The sequence below is a fragment of the Flavonifractor sp. An306 genome, from assembly GCF_002159455.1.
Classification (GTDB): domain Bacteria; phylum Bacillota; class Clostridia; order Oscillospirales; family Oscillospiraceae; genus Flavonifractor.
Window position 1 is genome coordinate 1 of sequence record NZ_NFIQ01000020.1, and the last position, 15,744, is coordinate 15,744.

Genomic DNA, 15,744 nt, shown 5'->3' on the forward strand with positions numbered 1-15,744 from the left:
TGAGCAGCAGGGGGTGGCACAGGGGGATGACCTCCCAGGTGCGCTTGGCGGCCATAATGCCCGCCACCCTCGCCACCCCAAGCACGTCCCCCTTGGCGGCGGTGCGGCCAGTGATGGCGTCCAGAATGGGCCGGGTGACGAAGATTTTTCCCTCGGCCACAGCGGTATGGTAGGTGGGCTCTTTGCCGGTCACATCCACCATAACGGCGTTGCCCGCCTGGTCAAAATGATTGAAAACAGGTTCCATGACAGCCTCCTCATTCCAGCAGCAGAATCCGCACCCGGGTGCCCGCCTCCGCCGGGGGAGAGCCCGCCGGCAGCTCCGCCAGGCAGTTGCACCCCACCAGAGAGGCGAGCATCCCGGAAGAGTGTCCCTCCGGCAGGGTGATATGTCCATGTTCGTACCGGCCCCGGATAAACCGCCGCCATCAGGGGGAGGGCCTGATGAAAGATATCCTTGTCCCCCACCGACACCCCGCCGGTGGTGAGCAGTACGTCGCAGGTTTCCAGCAGCTCCCTCATGGCCTCCGCCACGGCGGCGGGGTTGTCCCCCTGGTGGGCGGTTTCGGTCTCAAACCCCAGCTCCGCCAGCCGGGCGGCCAGCAGCATCTGGTTGGAGCCGTAGATCTTCCCGGCGGGGAGGGGCGTTCCGGGGGACACCACCTCGTCTCCGGTGGTGAGCAGGCCCACTCTGGGCCGGCGGCACACCTCCACCTCCGTGAGCCCAGCGCTGGCCAATACCCCCAGGGCGGCGGCGTCCAGCCGGGTGCCCTTTTCCAGCAGCAGGGCGCCCTTCCGGTAGTCCTCGCCCTGATAGACATAATTCTGGAAGGGCTTCAGGGAGACAAACACGGAGACCGGGTCTCCCTGGTCGGTGTCCTCCTGGGGTACCACGCAGTCGCAGCCGGGGGGCAGCATGGCCCCCGTCATGAGCCGTACCGCCTGACCGGGGCCCACGGGGATTCTGGCTTCATCCCCGGCATACACCGTGTCCACCACCTCCAGCACGGCGGGGTGTTCCCGGTTCGCCCCCGTCAGATCAGCGGAGCGAAGGGCGTAGCCGTCCAGAGGGGAGCGGTCAAAGGGGGGCTGATCCAGGGGGGCGGCGACGTCAGCCGCCAGGGTCCGGCCCAGGGCCCGCTCCAGGGGCAGCATCTGCGTGCCCAGCGGGACTCGGTTCAGCAGGATGGCTGTCTGGGCCTCTTCCAGCGTAAGACCTGTTTTCATCAGCAGCTTCTCTCCTTCGGTGAAAGTGGCGTTTCCCACAAAATGCGGGGGAGCCGTCGGAAAAGACGGCTCCCCCGCATTTCATCTGTCCTGGAGCAGCCCCTTTTCAAATACGGAAGGTCAGACCGTTTCCGGTCTGGCCCAGGCGGAACCGCCATAGCCAAGGCCTGCAGGCGATTCCACTCGGAGCAATTCAGTTGTATCTCTCTATCCTGGTTCAGGCCAGCCGGAACGTCTGGCCCAGGCCCTGTTCCCGCGCCCGCTCGTATACCGTGGCGGCGCAGTTTACGTCGTGGGCCCCCATTCCCATGTGGGTGGAGACGATGATCTCATCCTCTCGCTCTCTGCCGGGGCACTTTCCGGTGAGCAGCTCGGTCATATCGCCGAACACGTCGGATTCTGTCAGCAGGTGGCCGGGGTTGAGCTTGGGGCTGCGGAGAATGTGGGCGTCGGGCACCCGATAGCCCAGATACCACTTGTCCGCCGTCTTGCCCAGCCGGGGATCCAGGTCCCGGAAGCCCTCAATGCCGATGACGGTGGTGCCCGGGCGGAGCAGCTCCGCGGGGAACAGGGCCTGCTGGGCTCCGGAGGCCATCAGCACCAGATTGCTCCCGGCCAGGGCCTCCTCCGGGGCGGCGCAGAGCACCGTCTCCACCCGGCCGTCGTACTGCCGCCGGACCTCCTCCATGGGGCCCCGGCTGCGGCTGAAGAGGTGCAGCTGCTTCAGGGAGGGGAAACCCTCCAGAAAACCCCGGATGCCGGCTCTGGCCTGGGCGCGCAGCCGAATACCGTCAGCACCTCCGGCTCCGGGTTGGCCAGGTGTCTGGCCTGGACCACCCCGTGGCCTCCGGCGGTGCGCATGTTGGTGCTATTGGTGGCGCCCACGATGGCCACCGGGGAGCCGGTGCGGGTATCGCTGAGAGCCACCAGATTGCCGTGGCTGAAGGGATAGCCCGGCAGCGGTGCGGCGTAGGTGTCAATCCACTTCACGCCGGCGTAAGCGCGGTGGCGCAGGATGGCGGGCATGGAGTGGAAATTGTTTTTGTGCTCGGGGTCCACGTACATCAGCCCCATCTCGCCCACGGTGATCTCCCCCGTACCCACGCGGTAAAAGGTGTCCTCCGCCAGGGTAATGACGTCGGCGGGGGTGAGAAGGGCCAGCACGTCGTCCTCACTGAGCAGGAGCAGCTGCTCCTGGGGATAATTGATCGCCATATTACGCTCCTGATCCTCCCCGGCTCACTTGCGCCGGAGGTGGAGGCTGTCCAGCAGGGCGCTGCACGCCTTGTCGCTGCCGCTGGCCCGGTACTCCTCCTCGGTGACGCAGGTGAGGGCCCCGAAGGTGCAGGCCCGCACGCAGGCGGGCTGGAGGCCGTTTTTCACCCGGGTGTTGCATCCGTCGCACTTGACCATTTTGCCGTCGCTCTCGCGGTAGCGGGGCGCGCCAAAGGGACAGGCCATGGCGCAGCTCTTGCAGCCGATGCAGTTGGTGTTGTCATAGATGGTAAAGCCGGTCTCCGGGTCCTTTTTCAGGCAGCCCACCGGGCAGGCGTCGATGCAGGGGGCGTCGGTGCAGTGCATGCAGGCAGTGGACAGGTAGGCGCAGTACACCCCTCCGTCGGCCAGCTCGATTTCATTGTCAAAGGTCTTCCGGTAGCACTGCTCGCCGGCGGCCAGGTCGATGTCGTTCTGGTCCATGCAGCCCATCATGCAGGCCGAACAGGCGCAGCACTTGTCCGCATCAAATACAAAGACATGTTTCATGGTTCAACCCTCCTGGACATTCCGAATGTTGCAGCGCATCCCCTTGAAGCCGGGGAAGCCCGAATAGGGGTCCAGATGGTCCCGGCCGATGAGCAGGTTTACGTTGGCCTCGGTGTAGCCGTGGAGCATCATGATGACCCCCGGCTTGATCTTGTGGGTAAACTTCACCTTGACCCGGATGGAGCCGTAGGGGCTGTAGAGCTCCACGCTGCCCCCCTCTTTCAGGCCCAGGCGCTTGCCGTCCTCGGGGTTGATCTCGCAGGTGGGCTCGGGCCGCAGGCTGCGCAGCCAGGGGGTCTCATGGGCCCGGGAGTGGATGGCGTGGGCCAGGCGGGCGCCGGTACACAGGTAGAAGGGGTAATTCTCTCTGGTCTGCTCGTCGTTCTGGTCGGCCAGGGAATCATAGTAGGAGGGCAGGGGGTCCAGGCCGTACTTGGGGTCGATGGCGGCGATGGCGGTGGAGTAGAACTCGAACTTGCCCGTGGGGGTCTTGAAGCCGTCCCGCAGGCACTTGCCGGGCTCCGCCGGCCACTTGGCAGCGGGCACCTTAACCGGCAGGTCGCTCTTTTTCAGGTCGGCCACCGTCAGGCCGCAGCCCTCCATCATCCAGTCCAGGCTGGCCTCGTACCCCTTCTGGAGGTATTCGTCATCCAGGTTCATCAGCCGGGCCAGGTCACAGAGGATATCCACATCCGACCGGGACTCATACAGGGGCTGGATGGCGGGCTTGGTGTAGAACAGATAGCCCCCCTGGTAGGCCTTCAGCTCGCTGCGCTCCACCGAGGTGCAGGCGGGCAGGACGATGTCGGCGTACTTTGCGGTCATGGTCATGTACACGTCGGTGTCCACGAAGAAGTCCAGCTTGTCCTTCATGGCCCGGAGCAGATCGTCGGTCTGGGGGTACATCTTGGCGTTCATGCCCAGGGCAAAGATGGCCCGGACGGGGTAGGGCTTGTCCTCCTCCAGCTGGCGCAGCAGGTCCATGCCCTGCAGCTCATCGAACTGGGCGTTCCACAGTGGGAAGCGCTCGGCGCCGATGCGCTCAGCGCCGCCGGGGTAGCGGTCGGAGCGGAACTCGTGCTCCCGCATTTTGAAGCCGGCGGGCTTGTGGAGGTAGGTGGCCGGGTTGGGCACGTTGCCGCCGGCCCGGTCAAAGTTGCCGGTGAGGGCGGTGAGGCAGAAAATGGCCCGGTGGGAATTGAAGCCGTTGATGTGGTGCACCAGGGCCGAGGCGGAGAAGTTGGTGCAGGCCGGGCCGTTGGTGGCGTACAGCTTGGTGGCCTCATAGATGTCATTGGGGTCCAGGCCGGTGATCCGGGCCACCTTGTCCAGGGGGTACTGGTCGGCCAGGGCCTTGTACTGCTCAAAGCCGTAGGTGTACTTCTCCACATAGTCCATATCGGCCCAGCCGTTGTCAATGATAAGCTTTGCCATGCCCAGAGCCAGGGCGCCGTCGGTGCCCGGGTTGATCTGCAGGAAGATGTCGGCCAGGTTTCTGGAGGCCGGGGTCTGGCGGATGTCGATGATGATGACCTTGCCCCCCCGCTCCTTCAGCTTCTGCACGCCCAGCACGGACAGGTGGGCGGAGTAGTAGCCGTCAAAGTTCCAGCCCAGGAAGGTGTTGGCGTGGGCCATGTCCGGTCCGGCGCCGGTGCCGGCGGTGACCTTGTTGGCGATGACCATGGCGGCGCTGCAGGTGGAGTCGTCGGTGCCGAAGTTCACGCTGCCGAACACATGGGCAAAGCGGTGGAGGATGGGGCGGTACCACTTGCAGTAGCCGCTGAGGAAGGCCACGGAATTGGGGACGTACTGCTCCTTGACCTCATTGAGCTTCCGGGCGATGGTCTGATAGGCCTCGTCCCAGCTGATGGGCTCGAACTTGCCCTCGCCCCGCTGGCCCACCCGGCGCAGGGGGGTCCTGATGCGGTCCTCCCGGTAGACGGCGTTGCGCAGGGCGGAGCCCTTGGTGCACAGGTGGCCGTGGTTGTAGGGGTGCTCCGGCGTGCCCTCCACCCGGATGATTTTGCCGTCCTTCACATAGCAGTCCACGCCGCAGTGGTGGCCGGGGCTGCAGATGGCGCACAGGGAGTGCTTGATCTCGATTCCGGTATCGGGACCGGGGATCTTGGCTTTGATTTTCTCTTCAAGCTCAGTCAACGGATTTCCCTCCTAAAAAGTCGATGAAGCTGTCCGGAAAGCCCTTGTCCTTCAGATAGCAGACCGACCGGATGTCGATGCCGGCCGCCGGGCTCTCAATGGACTTGATAAAGATGTTCTTGAGCAGTCCGTTGCTTTCCGCCGAGCCGATCACGTTCAGGCACTTGACGCCCCCGCCGTTCCGGACGCCCCGGATATAATAGCGGGCGTCCTCATATTCATAGACGGCGTCCTCCGGCCCGCAGGCGCTCACGTCGCCGATGCTGATAAAGTCATAGTCCAGATAGTGGGCCAGGTTGACCAGCACGTTGGCGTCAAACTCCATCCGGCCGCCGGTCATGTTGGCCCCGGCCACCCGGCCCTGCTTCTGGGCGTTGAACCACACGCCGATGTTGCGATGGGTGCCGCTCTGGATATCCAGCGCCTCGCAGCAGTCCCCGGCGGCATAGACGCCGGGATAATTGGTGGCCATGGTCTTGTCCACCACTACCCCCCGGTTCATGGCCACCCCGCTGTCCTTGAGAAAAGCGGTATTGGTCCGCACGCCGATACAGACGGCGATGAGGTCGGCGGTAAACCGGTCCCCGCTCTTGGTAACGGCAGTCAGCCGCCCGTCGTCCTCCCGCTCGATGCGCTCCAGCATCTGGTTGAAGGAGAGGCTGACGCCCTTGTGCTGCAGATCCGCCTGGATCCGCCGGGCGCTCTCCTCAAAGGCGGCCACGTAAAACATCCACGGGGCCCCGTCGATCAGGGTGCAGGGGATATCCCGCACCGCCAGGTCCTCCACCACCTTGATGCCCACCCAGGACGAGCCGATGACCAGGCCGCTCTTTACCGCGCCGCTGTCCAGCCGCTGCTTCAGCTCCTGCGCGTCCTTTACGGTACGCATTTTGAGCACGCCGGGCAGGTCCATGCCCGGAATGGGGGGCGCCACGGCGGAGGCGCCGGTGCTGATGAGGATGTTGTCATACCCGGCCTGGCTGCCATCGGCAAAACGAAGCGTCCTGTTCGCCGGGTCCAGCCCCGTAACCGGCCGGTTGGTGTAGATGTTCAGGTTCAGCTTCTCCCGGATCTCCTCCAGGGAGCCATAGGGAAACATGGCGTCATAGGGGATGGCGCCCTTTACGTAGTAAGTGGTCAGCATGGGATTATAGGGCCCCAGGTCTGTGTCCGAGTAGACGTCAATCACGGCCTTGGGATCCCGTCTCCGCGCCTCCTCGGCGGCGCAGAAGCCGGCGCCGCCGAATCCGATAATGGCGATTTTGTTCATAGGGTTCCTCCAAGCAGTACAGTCATAGTTCTCTCCGGGCAAGGCGCTCCGGAGGCGGGCTGAGCCGGCCTCCGGAACAATGCGCGCCTATGGCCCGTGAGGGATGGTCAGCCCAGCAGCCCGTCCAGCGTGGAGATATCCTCCACTTCCTCGATTCTGCACAGGGTATCCAGCGCCTTTTCCAGGGCCTCGCCCTGGAGCACCGGGGCGGCCTGGACCCGGAACCGGTCGGCAAACTGCTCCCGGCTCATCATGTTGTCGGGGTGGCCGGGATGGCAGTCCATTTTCTCCACAAAGGTGCGCCCGTCCTTGAGCTTGACGGTGATGGTCTTCATGGGGAAGCCCCGCTCCTCCCGGAACTGCTTGAAGCTGGACATGGGGGACTCCTCGGGGGAGGGACCGGCCTTGACCCGCTTGGCCAGAGCGATGCGCTTGGGGTCCTTCATGCGCTCAGGGGTGTACCAGTGGGCGCCGGGGTGGGGATCGTAGAGGAAGGAGGCGATGGCGAAGGGGATGGAGAACTGGGCGTGGGTGACGGAGGTAAAGCCCTCGTCGGGGGCCCACATCCGGGCGCGGACGGGGGGATCCACGATGATCTCCTCCACATCCTCGGGCCCGAAGCCCTCCCGCTGCACCAGATCTCTGATGATCTCCACCGGGGTCTGCACCCACATGTTGGCGGGCCAGTGCTTGAGCAGGGTGCGCATGATGAGGTACCGCTGGCCCAGCTCCTTGGTCAGCCAGGACAGGTCGGCCTCCTCCGAGCGGATGGTGGTCTCGCCGGAGCCGTTGGAGCCGTCGTTGCCGCAGATCACGCCGGTATAGCACCGGGGCTCATCCAGGGCGTCCCGGTTGTTGCGGATGCCCTTCTCCACCGCCTTGGCGATGCAGAAGCCGTCCCGGGCCCGGTAGCCGTGCTCGTAGTGGTAGAAATCCGACATGGTGGTGGCGTGGTAGGCCACGGGCAGGGTGGAGCACTCGCAGCCCATGCCGATGGCCTGGTTGATCTGACGGGCGTCCAGGCCGTAGAGCTTGGCCACCGGGAGGATGCAGGCGAAGATCTGCCAGCTGGTCAGGCCCCAGCCCTTCTTCTTCCACCGCTCGTCGGAGGGCTGCACCGCCATGGCGATGCGCTGATAGACCTCATAGCCGGCCACAATGGCGGTAATCAGGTCCTTGCCGCTCCTGTGCCGCTCCTCGGCGGCCAGCCAGGCGCAGGGGATGACGCCGGCGGCGGGGTGGCCGGTCCAGGAGCAGTCCTCCCAGTCCAGCGCGTCGCTGGCGGTGCCCAGGGCCAGGGCCGCGTTGATGGCGGACAGCTTTTCGCCGGTGCCCCACATGGTGGTGGCGCCGCCGGCGCCGCCGTTGGCCTCCTTTGCCATCCGCAGCGCCTTTTTATAGATGGGGGTCCCCTTGGCGCCCAGCGTCACGCCGATGGTCTGGAGCAGAATCATTTTGGCCCGCTCCACCACCTCCGGCGGGATATCCTCGTACTTCAGATTGGCCGCGTACTCGCTCAGCGTCTGGGTATAGGTGGTGGGAGTGAGGAAATTGTTATCTTTATACAGACGATTGTACCGCATACTGTACCTCCTGCTTCATCAATATCGGGTCTGCCGCTCAATAGAGGAACTGGGGCAGCACAGAGGCGTCCTCATACTCATCCAGATGGCAGATGCAGTCGATGGCCTTCTCCGCCTGCTCGCTGGCCAGCACGTTGCGGGTCTCCAGGCGGAAGCGGTCCTTGAACTGGTCCCGGGTGAGCATGTAGTGGGGATGGCCGGGGTGGGTAAAGGTGCTCTCCACATACTCGGTGCCGTCCTTCATGCGGACGAGCATGAATTTCTCCGGGTGCTTGCCGTCGATGAGGTCCTTGATGAACTTCATGCCCGTCATCTTGACAAAGCCGTCGGCCTTGACCTTCATCATCAGGTCGATGATCTTCTGATCCTTCATGGTCTCAGGCTGATACCAGACCGCTCCGGGCTCCGGGTGATACATGGCGCAGGCGGCGGCGTAGGGGATGGAGAACTGGGCCTGGGTGATGGACTCGTAGCCCGTCTCGGAGTACCAGTGGCGGAAGGCCACCGAGGGACGGATGATGATTTCGGCCACGTCGTCGGGATTGAACTTGTATTTGGTGACCAGCCGGGCGGCCAGCTCGGCGTAGGTCTGGACAAAGACGTTGGCGGGCCAGTGCTTGACCAGCAGCATGTCCATCATCATCCAGTGCTCGCCCAGCTCCTTGGTCAGCCACTCCGGCTCCTGATAGCCGCAGTGGGCCAGGTAGGCGGTGGGGTCGTCAAAGGCGTCCTCCATGTTCTCGATGCCGTACAGGGCGGTCTTGATCATGCTGATGGTGCTCTCATCCCGGAAGCCATAGAGGTAGTTCAGGGAGTCGGACATGGTCAGCTCGTGGACGTTGGCGGGGATGATGGCGCAGGCGGTGCCGATGCCGAAGGCCTGGTTCATCTGCTCCTCGGACAGGTCCAGCAGCTTCATCAGCACGGTCAGGTTGCCGAAGATGTTGTAGCTGACGATGTTGCTCCGGCCGGCCAGGGCCACCCGCTGGTAGACCTCATAGCCGGCCACAATGGCGGTGAGCATCTCCTTGCCGCTCTTGTGGAGCACCTCGGTGGCGATGACGGCGGTGGGAATGACGCCGGCGGAGGGGTGGCCCGTCACCGAGCAGTCCTCCCAGTCCAGGGCGTCGCCCATGGTGCCGGCGGTGAGGGCGGCGGCCTCCCAGCTCACCTTGGCCCCGTCGGCCCACAGGGTAGCTTTCCCCTCGCTGCCGGGGGACATCTCCTTGGAAATGGCGATTACGTCCTTGATCTGCTTGAGCTCGGCGCTGCACAGGCTGACGCCCACCGTCTGCATGACCATCATCTTGGCCTGCTCGATGACCATGGGGGGAATGTCCTCATACTTCAGCGTCTTGATAAAATGGCACAGCTGCTTGGTCCAGTCGGTGGTCAGCGGCCCATGTACATTAAATCCCATATTGTCTCCTCCTTACGATATGTCCCGGTCAGATGGTAAACAGCTTGCCCAGGCCGGGCAGCTTGTCGTTCACCCGGCTGTGGCGCAGGCAGGCCCACAGGCTGGCCTGATGGCTGGTGATGACGGGCATGCCCAGATCCTCCTCCAGGATCTCCACCAGCTCCATGGTGGCCAGGCCCATGCAGCTCAGGAAAAACACCTCGGCTCCCTCGGTTTTCAGCTGCTTGGCCTTGCGGTAGAGGAAGTATTTGCTGGGGTGGCTGAACTCCCCCACCTTGTTGAAGCCCACGCCGGTGATGGAGGTGACCTCCAGGCCGTTGTCCTCCAGGAACTTCTTCTCCGCCTCGTTGGTCTCGTCGGGATAGGGGGTCATGACCACGGTTTTGCTCAGACCCAGCGCCTGGAAGGCCTCCAGCACGGCGGTGCTGGTGGTCAGGCCGGGCTTGCCGCTGGCCCGCTCGATGCGCTGGATGCACTCCTTGTCAAAGCCGTAGCCCTTGATGCAGCTGCCGGAGGTGCAGCCGAAGAGCACCACGTCATGGCGCTTTTTGGCGTACATCTTGGCGGCCTCCTCCAGCTGGTCGGAGAGATAGATGAGGCCCTCCGGGGTGGGGCCGGGGAAGGAGAGCCGGGTGCTGTCGAAGGACACGCCGGCGGGGGCGTATTTGTTGAAGGCGTATTCCACCTGATCATCCAGCGGGGCGATCACGCCGATTCTCGCCCGCATGCTGTACATTCCGTCACGATAATACATGAAAAACTCGCTCCTTTCCGCGGTTGTCCCCTCAGTATGTAAACAGCTTGCCCAGGTTGGGCAGCTTGGCGCCCACCCGGCAGTGGCGCAGCGCGCTCCAGAGGGTGGCCTGGTGGCTGGTGACAACCGGAACGCCCATCAGCTTTTCCAGCTCGTCCACGATCTCCATGGTGCTCAGGCCCATGCAGCTCAGGAAAAAGGTATCCGCGCCCTTCAGATCCATCTCCATGGCGTTGCGGTAAAGGAAATACTCGTCGCAGGCCTCCATCTTCCGCCCGTCGCAGCGGATGTAGCTCACGTCCATGCCCACGATGTTGGTGACCTCGTAGCCGTTATCCTCCAGGAACTTTTTCTCGGCCTCATTGGTGGCCTCGGGATAGGGGGTGAGAACGGCCACCTTTTTGGTGCCCAGGGTCTTCAGGGCCTCCAGCACGGCGGTGCTGGTGGTCAGGCCGGGCTTGCCGCTGGCCCGCTCGATCTGCCGGATGCACTCCTGATCCCAGCCCAGGCCCTTGATGCAGCTGCCGGAGGTGCAGCCGAACACCACCAGGTCCGCGTCGTAATTTTTATAAATGGCGGCGGTGGCCTCCAGTTGGTCGGTCAGGATGGCCAGTCCCTCCGGGGTGGGGCCGGGGAACTGGATCTTCATGGAGGCGAAAGAAACCTCTTCCGGGGCATAGATGTGGAACGCGTGCTCCGCATTTTCACTCATGGGCGTAATCAGGCCGATTTTTGCTCTCCAGCCATACATAACGCATACATTCCTTTCTCCGGATGGATTTGCCAATTCAGAACCGCTCCCCTCTTTTTCCCCGCCCCGACCACGCCGCGGGCCCCCGGAACTCCGGCGGGCCCGCCCGGTCCGGGCCCGTTTGCCAGGCGCCTTCCCATTTCAGAAAAGAGAAAGGAACTGTTGGTATGTCTAATGAAAAAAGCGTCCGCCAGCGCAAGGGTTACTCCCCCGCGCAGTACGTCCACATCATCATCACCCTGCTGCTGATGTTTGGATTCGGCTACCTGCCCACCTTTTCCACCCTGACCCCCGTGGGCATGAAGCTGCTGGGCCTTTTCCTGGGCGTTATCTATGGCTACTCCACCTGTGAGGTCATCTGGCCCTCCCTGTTCGCCTTTATCGCGTTCGGCCTGAGCGGCTATACGGACATGAACGGAGCCATCGCCTCCATGATGGGCGGCTCCACCGTGTTCCAGATCATTACCCAGTACTTTACCGCCGGCGCCATCGTCATCTACGGCTTTGGCAAGTGGTTTATCCGCTGGTCCCTGACCAAGAAGATTTTCAGAGGCAAGCCCATCTTCTACACCTGGTGCTTCATGTTCATCTTCATGTGGACCTCCATTGTGATCAGTCAGATCCCCATGGCCCTGCTCCTCTACGCCATCTGGAACGACATCGCCGACTCCTGCGGCTATGACAAGAAGAGCACCTTCCGCTACTACGGGTTCGGCGGGATCCTGCTGTCCCTGATGATGGGCGGCGCCATGATCCCCTACAAGAGCTGGCAGCTGGGCCTGGCCAGCACCTGGCAGCAGGTGACCAGCGGCAACATCAATCTGGGTCTCATGTTCCTCATCACCGGAATCTGCGGCACCCTGATCATCACCGCCTATGTCCTTCTGGGCGCCCGGCTGTTCAAGGTGGACTTTTCCACCATGGAGGCCTTTGATGTGGAAAAGCTGGGGGAGGAGAGCAAGCATCTGCGCCCCCGCACCAAGCGCATCCTGGTGGTTTACCTCATCACCATGCTGCTGGCCATCTTCTCCGGCACCTTCCTGAACAACCCCCTCTCCGACTTCTTGAACAACACCCTGACCGCCGGCGGCCTGTACTGCGTGTGCTCCGCCCTGCTGATGGTCATTCCCAGCGGCGAGGGCGACGGCCAGGCTGCCATTCACTTCAATGACATCAAGCACTCCGACAGCGCGGTCAGCTGGCCCGTCATCCTGATGTGCGCCGTCACCATCCCCCTGGCCACCGCCCTGACCAACGAGTCCACCGGCGTGCTGCCCTGGCTCACCGGCATCTTCAGCCCCATCTTCGAGGGCCGCAGCCCCGTCTTTATCCTGGTCTTTACCATTATCGTCATGCTGATTCTGACCAACGTGGGCCTGGTCCTGCCCGGCGCTTCCGCCCCCGCCTCCATTTTCCACGGCCGCAGCGAGATTCCCGACGCCGGACTGCGCACCAAAATTGTGCTCTTCTCCGCCGCGTTGCTCCTGATCATATCCATTGTGGTGTTCTCTCTGGCCTATCTGGTTACGGCCTGACGCCGGCCCCTCCCTGTGGACCCGGCGCGTCCCGCCAGAGGGCCGGGTCTGCGCACAGCTGCCTTCCATTGATACCGTATCAGCACTTGCGGAGCGTCCCGCTCCCCACGCAGACAAAGGAGATGTCACTGTTATGATTCAGAAAATCACTGTAATTGGCGCCGGTGCTACCGGCCACGCTGTTGCCGGCGTCATGTCCATGCGCGGCTTCCAGGTCACCCTCCACGACGACGAGCGCTTCCAGCAGGAGCTGGACGCGGTCAAGGAGCTGGGCTTCATCCAGCTGCGGGGCAAGATCCGGGGAACCGGCGCCCCCGCCAAGGTGACCACCGACCCTGCTGAGGCCATCCACGGCGCCGAGGCCATTTTCGTGGACGTGGCCGCCGACCGCCACGAGGAGGTGGCCCGGCGGATCGCCCCCCATCTGGAGGACGGGCAGCACATCCTCATCATCCCCGGCAACCTGGGCGCCTTTGTGTTCCGCCGCGTATTTCAGGAGCTGGGCGTCACCGCTCAGGTGACCCTCACCGAAAAGGAGGGCAACTTCTGCCCCTGCCGGCTCACCGCCCCGGCGGAGGTCACCGTGGGTCTGCCCCTGAACCTGAAGGGCAAGGTGGCCTCTCTGCCCGCCTCCGACACCCCCAAGGTCCTGGCGGCCCTGGAGGGGGTGGTGGAATACACCGCCAACCAGAACGTGTTTGAGGGTGTGGTCAACGCAGGCAACGTGATCAACCACATCGCCAGCACCGTCCTCTCTGCGGCGGAGATCGACCACAAGGGCGCCTCCTTCTCCCTCTTCAAGTACGCCTTTACCCCCTCGGTGGTCCGCTGCATCCGGAAGATCGCCAGTGAGCGGAAGGCGGTCATCAACGCCATGGGCATGGCGGTCCACGGCGTGCCCACCGGCATGATCGACAAGGTGCTCCACCTGGAGGAGCACCCGGAGATCAGCGTCTTTTACGAGTACATGGACGGACCCTACGCCCTGGACCACCGCTATCTCCACGAGGACTGCGGCTGCGGCGGCGCCTTCGTACTCTCCGTTGCCAAGCGGCTGGGCCTGGAGATGCCTGTTCTGGAGTCCTTCCTGGGGGTGGCGGGCGCCCTCAACGACCGGGACTACATTCGCGGCGGCCGTACGCTGGAAAATCTGGGTTTCCCTGCAGAGCAATCTCTGGAGGAGATTTACAAACAGATCTGATTCTGATATGCTTACAGGCAGGGGAGCAGCGTGCTGCTCCCCTGCACTGTTTTCAACAGGAGGATGCCATGAAGCTGGAACACTTTCGCTATTTCCTGGAGATCGGGCGGCTGCACTCCATTTCGGCGGCTGCCCGGTCCCTCCATATCCGGCAGACCACCTTGAGCGCCATTGTCAAGGGTGCGGAGGAGGAACTTGGTTATCCCATTTTTCGACGGACCCCCGGCGGCGTGGCCGCCACCGTGCCGGGTGAGCAGTTTCTGGTCCTGGCCTGGGAGATCAACCTGAAATATGAGGAGCTTTTGAGCCTGAAGCAGCGCTCCACCCAGGAGGCCCCCACCATCCGCCTGCTGCTCCCCCCTTCCGTGGGTTCCTGCCTGCCCGTCCTCCTGACCAACGAGTTCTACCAATATGACCTGAGGGGAAATCTGGCGTTTGAGGAGTGTATCAGCACCGCGGTAGGGGAGCAGGTTCAGAAGGGGGCCGCCAACCTGGGACTGGCCTATCTCACGGAGGAAAACATTTCCCTGCTTCAGTCCAACCCCCAGTGTGCCGAGCTCCAGCGGCTGCTCCGAGACCAGATCTATCTGGTTGTGGCCAAAACCCACCCCCTCGCCTCCCTGCGGGAGGTGGACATGTCCCAGCTCTACGGAGAACGGCTGGCTTCGGCCAAGTCGGTGCAGAATGACGCCATTCTGGGGCCGATTCTGGCTAACTGGAGCCGGATCACCCGGTTCCCCGACGTGGATCTGCTGAAGCAGGCGGTGCTGCGTCAGAGTATGATCTGTTTTCTCCCCCGGTATACCATTCTCTCGGAGGGAAGCCGGCTCTCCCCCGCCCAGTTTTCCGTCATTCCGGTGCGCAACACCGCGCGCCCCAACCGGCTTACCCTGTGCCTCATCCATCGCCCGGAGGAGGCTCTGAGAGCTGCCAGGAAAAAATCCTGAGAATTTGTATTCTGGATTGCTTCTGGCGATTCCGAACCTCCCACAGCGGCTGTTTTTCAATGGAGGATGAACCATATGCGAATGGAATATCTTCGTTACCTTCTGGAAATTAGCCGGCATCGCTCCATTTCCACCGCCGCCCAGGCCCTTTACCTGAGTCAGACCTCGCTGAGCACCACCGTGCGCCGTATCGAGGATGAACTGGGCTTCCACATCTTCAGCCGCACGCACAGCGGGGTGGAGATTACGGCAGAGGGCGAGGAGGCGCTGGCTCTGATCACGGAGATTCTCACCCGGTTTGATAAAATTCAGAGACTGGGCAAGCTGGGCTCCGCCGCCACTCCGGCGGTCCTGCTGCTCTCCCCCACCATCAGCGACGCGCTGAGCATCCCGCTCAGCCAGATGTTTCTGGAGCGGCTGCCGGAGGGAAACCTGGAGTTCCACATCGCGTCCGGCGACGAGATCGGCAGCCAGATCATCAACAGCAAAAGCAACATCGGCGTCACCTATTACTCCGCCGACCACCTCTCAGAATACTGCTCCATTGCCTCCAAATACCTGGTGGAGGTCTCCGTTTTATGCCGGGATCAGCTCTATCTTTTGGTGCGGAACAGCCACCCGCTTGCCGGCCGGGCACAGGTTTCCATTGGCGAATTGAATCACCTGAATTTCGCCATCCTCCCCCACTTCAACGCCCAGGAGGATTCCATCGCCTATGCCAAATCCCTCGGCACCGGAAACCGTTACACCACCTTTTCCTCCGTGGCGCTGCTCAAGCAGGCGGTGCTGCAAAACGATATGGCCTCCCTTCTGTGCGGCTACGCCATCCACCATGGCTCCGGCGCGTACCGCGACCAGCTCAAGGCCATTCCCCTGGTCGGGACAAGGAGCAAAAATGAAATCGCCATATGCCTGCTCCACCGCAATAAACAGTCCATCTCCCATCAGGAAAATGTGCTGCTGGAATGTATCCAGGACTATTTCAAAGACCTGGACTGCGCCGGCAGTCCAGGCCCTTCTCACGCCTGTGAGCCATAGCCTGCACCAAGGAAACAGCAAAACAAAACCGCCCTTTTCCAGTGGAAAAGGGCGGTTTTGTTTTGAGTCTGCCCGGATGTAAACCGGGGAGCTTATC

At 62.9% G+C, this 15,744-nt stretch carries 15 protein-coding genes and 1 riboswitch; of the genes, 4 read left to right on the forward strand and 11 right to left on the reverse strand.

The features are described from left to right. The 11 genes from B5F88_RS06785 to B5F88_RS06835 all read right to left on the reverse strand — a co-directional run. Positions 1-247, reverse strand: a 247-nt coding sequence (locus B5F88_RS06785) for a cyclic pyranopterin monophosphate synthase MoaC (protein WP_275532917.1), incomplete at its 3' end; no start/stop codon positions are given. Then, positions 190-1,227, reverse strand: a complete 1,038-nt coding sequence (locus tag B5F88_RS06790) for a molybdopterin molybdotransferase MoeA (RefSeq protein ID WP_087343355.1) — start codon at positions 1,225-1,227, stop codon at positions 190-192. The genes B5F88_RS06785 and B5F88_RS06790, both read right to left, overlap by 58 nt. A gap of 83 nt (positions 1,228-1,310) precedes the next feature. Continuing rightward, positions 1,311-1,428, reverse strand: a riboswitch (molybdenum cofactor riboswitch). Between the two features lie 16 nt (positions 1,429-1,444). Further along, the gene (locus B5F88_RS21765) at positions 1,445-2,014 is read right to left on the reverse strand and encodes a hypothetical protein (protein WP_087343358.1); all 570 of its coding nucleotides are present in this window, start codon (positions 2,012-2,014) and stop codon (positions 1,445-1,447) included. Further along, the gene (locus B5F88_RS21770) at positions 1,951-2,442 is read right to left on the reverse strand and encodes a hypothetical protein (protein ID WP_087343359.1); all 492 of its coding nucleotides are present in this window, start codon (positions 2,440-2,442) and stop codon (positions 1,951-1,953) included. Before B5F88_RS21770 ends, B5F88_RS21765 begins: the two co-directional genes overlap by 64 nt. 24 nt (positions 2,443-2,466) lie before the next feature. Continuing rightward, the gene (locus B5F88_RS06805; RefSeq protein WP_087343362.1) at positions 2,467-2,991 is read right to left on the reverse strand and encodes a 4Fe-4S dicluster domain-containing protein; all 525 of its coding nucleotides are present in this window, start codon (positions 2,989-2,991) and stop codon (positions 2,467-2,469) included. A gap of 3 nt (positions 2,992-2,994) precedes the next feature. Then, positions 2,995-5,148: a molybdopterin-dependent oxidoreductase gene (locus B5F88_RS06810; protein WP_087343367.1), complete on the reverse strand. Its 2,154-nt coding sequence runs from the start codon at positions 5,146-5,148 to the stop codon at positions 2,995-2,997. Then, positions 5,141-6,418, reverse strand: a complete 1,278-nt coding sequence (locus B5F88_RS06815) for an NAD(P)/FAD-dependent oxidoreductase (RefSeq protein ID WP_087343369.1) — start codon at positions 6,416-6,418, stop codon at positions 5,141-5,143. The genes B5F88_RS06810 and B5F88_RS06815 overlap by 8 nt, the downstream gene beginning before the upstream one ends. A 107-nt stretch (positions 6,419-6,525) precedes the next feature. Further along, on the reverse strand, positions 6,526-8,001 hold the full coding sequence (locus tag B5F88_RS06820; RefSeq protein WP_087343372.1) for an MmgE/PrpD family protein: 1,476 nt from the start codon (positions 7,999-8,001) through the stop codon (positions 6,526-6,528). Positions 8,002-8,038: 37 nt separating this feature from the next. Continuing rightward, positions 8,039-9,421 carry an MmgE/PrpD family protein gene (locus tag B5F88_RS06825; RefSeq protein WP_087343375.1) on the reverse strand — a complete coding sequence of 461 codons (1,383 nt, stop codon included), beginning with the start codon at positions 9,419-9,421 and terminating at the stop codon, positions 8,039-8,041. Positions 9,422-9,449: 28 nt separating this feature from the next. After that, on the reverse strand, positions 9,450-10,175 hold the full coding sequence (locus tag B5F88_RS06830; RefSeq protein ID WP_242959665.1) for an aspartate/glutamate racemase family protein: 726 nt from the start codon (positions 10,173-10,175) through the stop codon (positions 9,450-9,452). A gap of 31 nt (positions 10,176-10,206) precedes the next feature. Beyond that, a complete protein-coding gene (locus B5F88_RS06835) occupies positions 10,207-10,926 on the reverse strand; it encodes an aspartate/glutamate racemase family protein (protein ID WP_087343378.1) in 720 nt (239 codons plus the stop codon). Between the two features lie 167 nt (positions 10,927-11,093). Here B5F88_RS06835 and B5F88_RS06840 point away from each other — a divergent pair, with 167 nt between their 5' ends. The 4 genes from B5F88_RS06840 (at position 11,094) to B5F88_RS06855 (ending at position 15,647) form a co-directional block, all read left to right on the forward strand. Continuing rightward, complete coding sequence (locus tag B5F88_RS06840) at positions 11,094-12,461, forward strand: hypothetical protein (protein ID WP_087343381.1); 1,368 nt, start codon at positions 11,094-11,096, stop codon at positions 12,459-12,461. A 133-nt stretch (positions 12,462-12,594) separates the two neighbouring features. Further along, positions 12,595-13,662 carry an NAD/NADP octopine/nopaline dehydrogenase family protein gene (locus B5F88_RS06845; protein ID WP_087343383.1) on the forward strand — a complete coding sequence of 356 codons (1,068 nt, stop codon included), beginning with the start codon at positions 12,595-12,597 and terminating at the stop codon, positions 13,660-13,662. Between the two features lie 68 nt (positions 13,663-13,730). After that, positions 13,731-14,609, forward strand: coding sequence for a LysR family transcriptional regulator (locus tag B5F88_RS06850; protein ID WP_087343386.1), 879 nt, complete (start codon positions 13,731-13,733; stop codon positions 14,607-14,609). A 75-nt stretch (positions 14,610-14,684) separates the two neighbouring features. After that, positions 14,685-15,647 (forward strand): LysR family transcriptional regulator, encoded by a 963-nt coding sequence (locus tag B5F88_RS06855; protein WP_162612128.1) that lies wholly within the window; start codon positions 14,685-14,687, stop codon positions 15,645-15,647. Positions 15,648-15,744 lie beyond the last annotated feature (97 nt).

Bases quoted from the DNA above. Each gene is read 5' to 3' on its own strand.
- B5F88_RS06820 (WP_087343372.1), bottom strand. From the start codon at position 8,001: ATGCGGTACAATCGTCTGTATAAAGATAACAATTTCCTCACTCCCACC.
- B5F88_RS06845 (WP_087343383.1), top strand. From the start codon at position 12,595: ATGATTCAGAAAATCACTGTAATTGGCGCCGGTGCTACCGGCCACGCT.
- B5F88_RS06825 (WP_087343375.1), bottom strand. From the start codon at position 9,421: ATGGGATTTAATGTACATGGGCCGCTGACCACCGACTGGACCAAGCAG.
- B5F88_RS06805 (WP_087343362.1), bottom strand. From the start codon at position 2,991: ATGAAACATGTCTTTGTATTTGATGCGGACAAGTGCTGCGCCTGTTCG.
- B5F88_RS06850 (WP_087343386.1), top strand. From the start codon at position 13,731: ATGAAGCTGGAACACTTTCGCTATTTCCTGGAGATCGGGCGGCTGCAC.
- B5F88_RS06835 (WP_087343378.1), bottom strand. From the start codon at position 10,926: ATGTATGGCTGGAGAGCAAAAATCGGCCTGATTACGCCCATGAGTGAA.
- B5F88_RS06790 (WP_087343355.1), bottom strand. From the start codon at position 1,227: ATGAAAACAGGTCTTACGCTGGAAGAGGCCCAGACAGCCATCCTGCTG.
- B5F88_RS06830 (WP_242959665.1), bottom strand. From the start codon at position 10,175: ATGTATTATCGTGACGGAATGTACAGCATGCGGGCGAGAATCGGCGTG.
- B5F88_RS06855 (WP_162612128.1), top strand. From the start codon at position 14,685: ATGCGAATGGAATATCTTCGTTACCTTCTGGAAATTAGCCGGCATCGC.
- B5F88_RS06815 (WP_087343369.1), bottom strand. From the start codon at position 6,418: ATGAACAAAATCGCCATTATCGGATTCGGCGGCGCCGGCTTCTGCGCC.
- B5F88_RS06840 (WP_087343381.1), top strand. From the start codon at position 11,094: ATGTCTAATGAAAAAAGCGTCCGCCAGCGCAAGGGTTACTCCCCCGCG.
- B5F88_RS21770 (WP_087343359.1), bottom strand. From the start codon at position 2,442: ATGGCGATCAATTATCCCCAGGAGCAGCTGCTCCTGCTCAGTGAGGAC.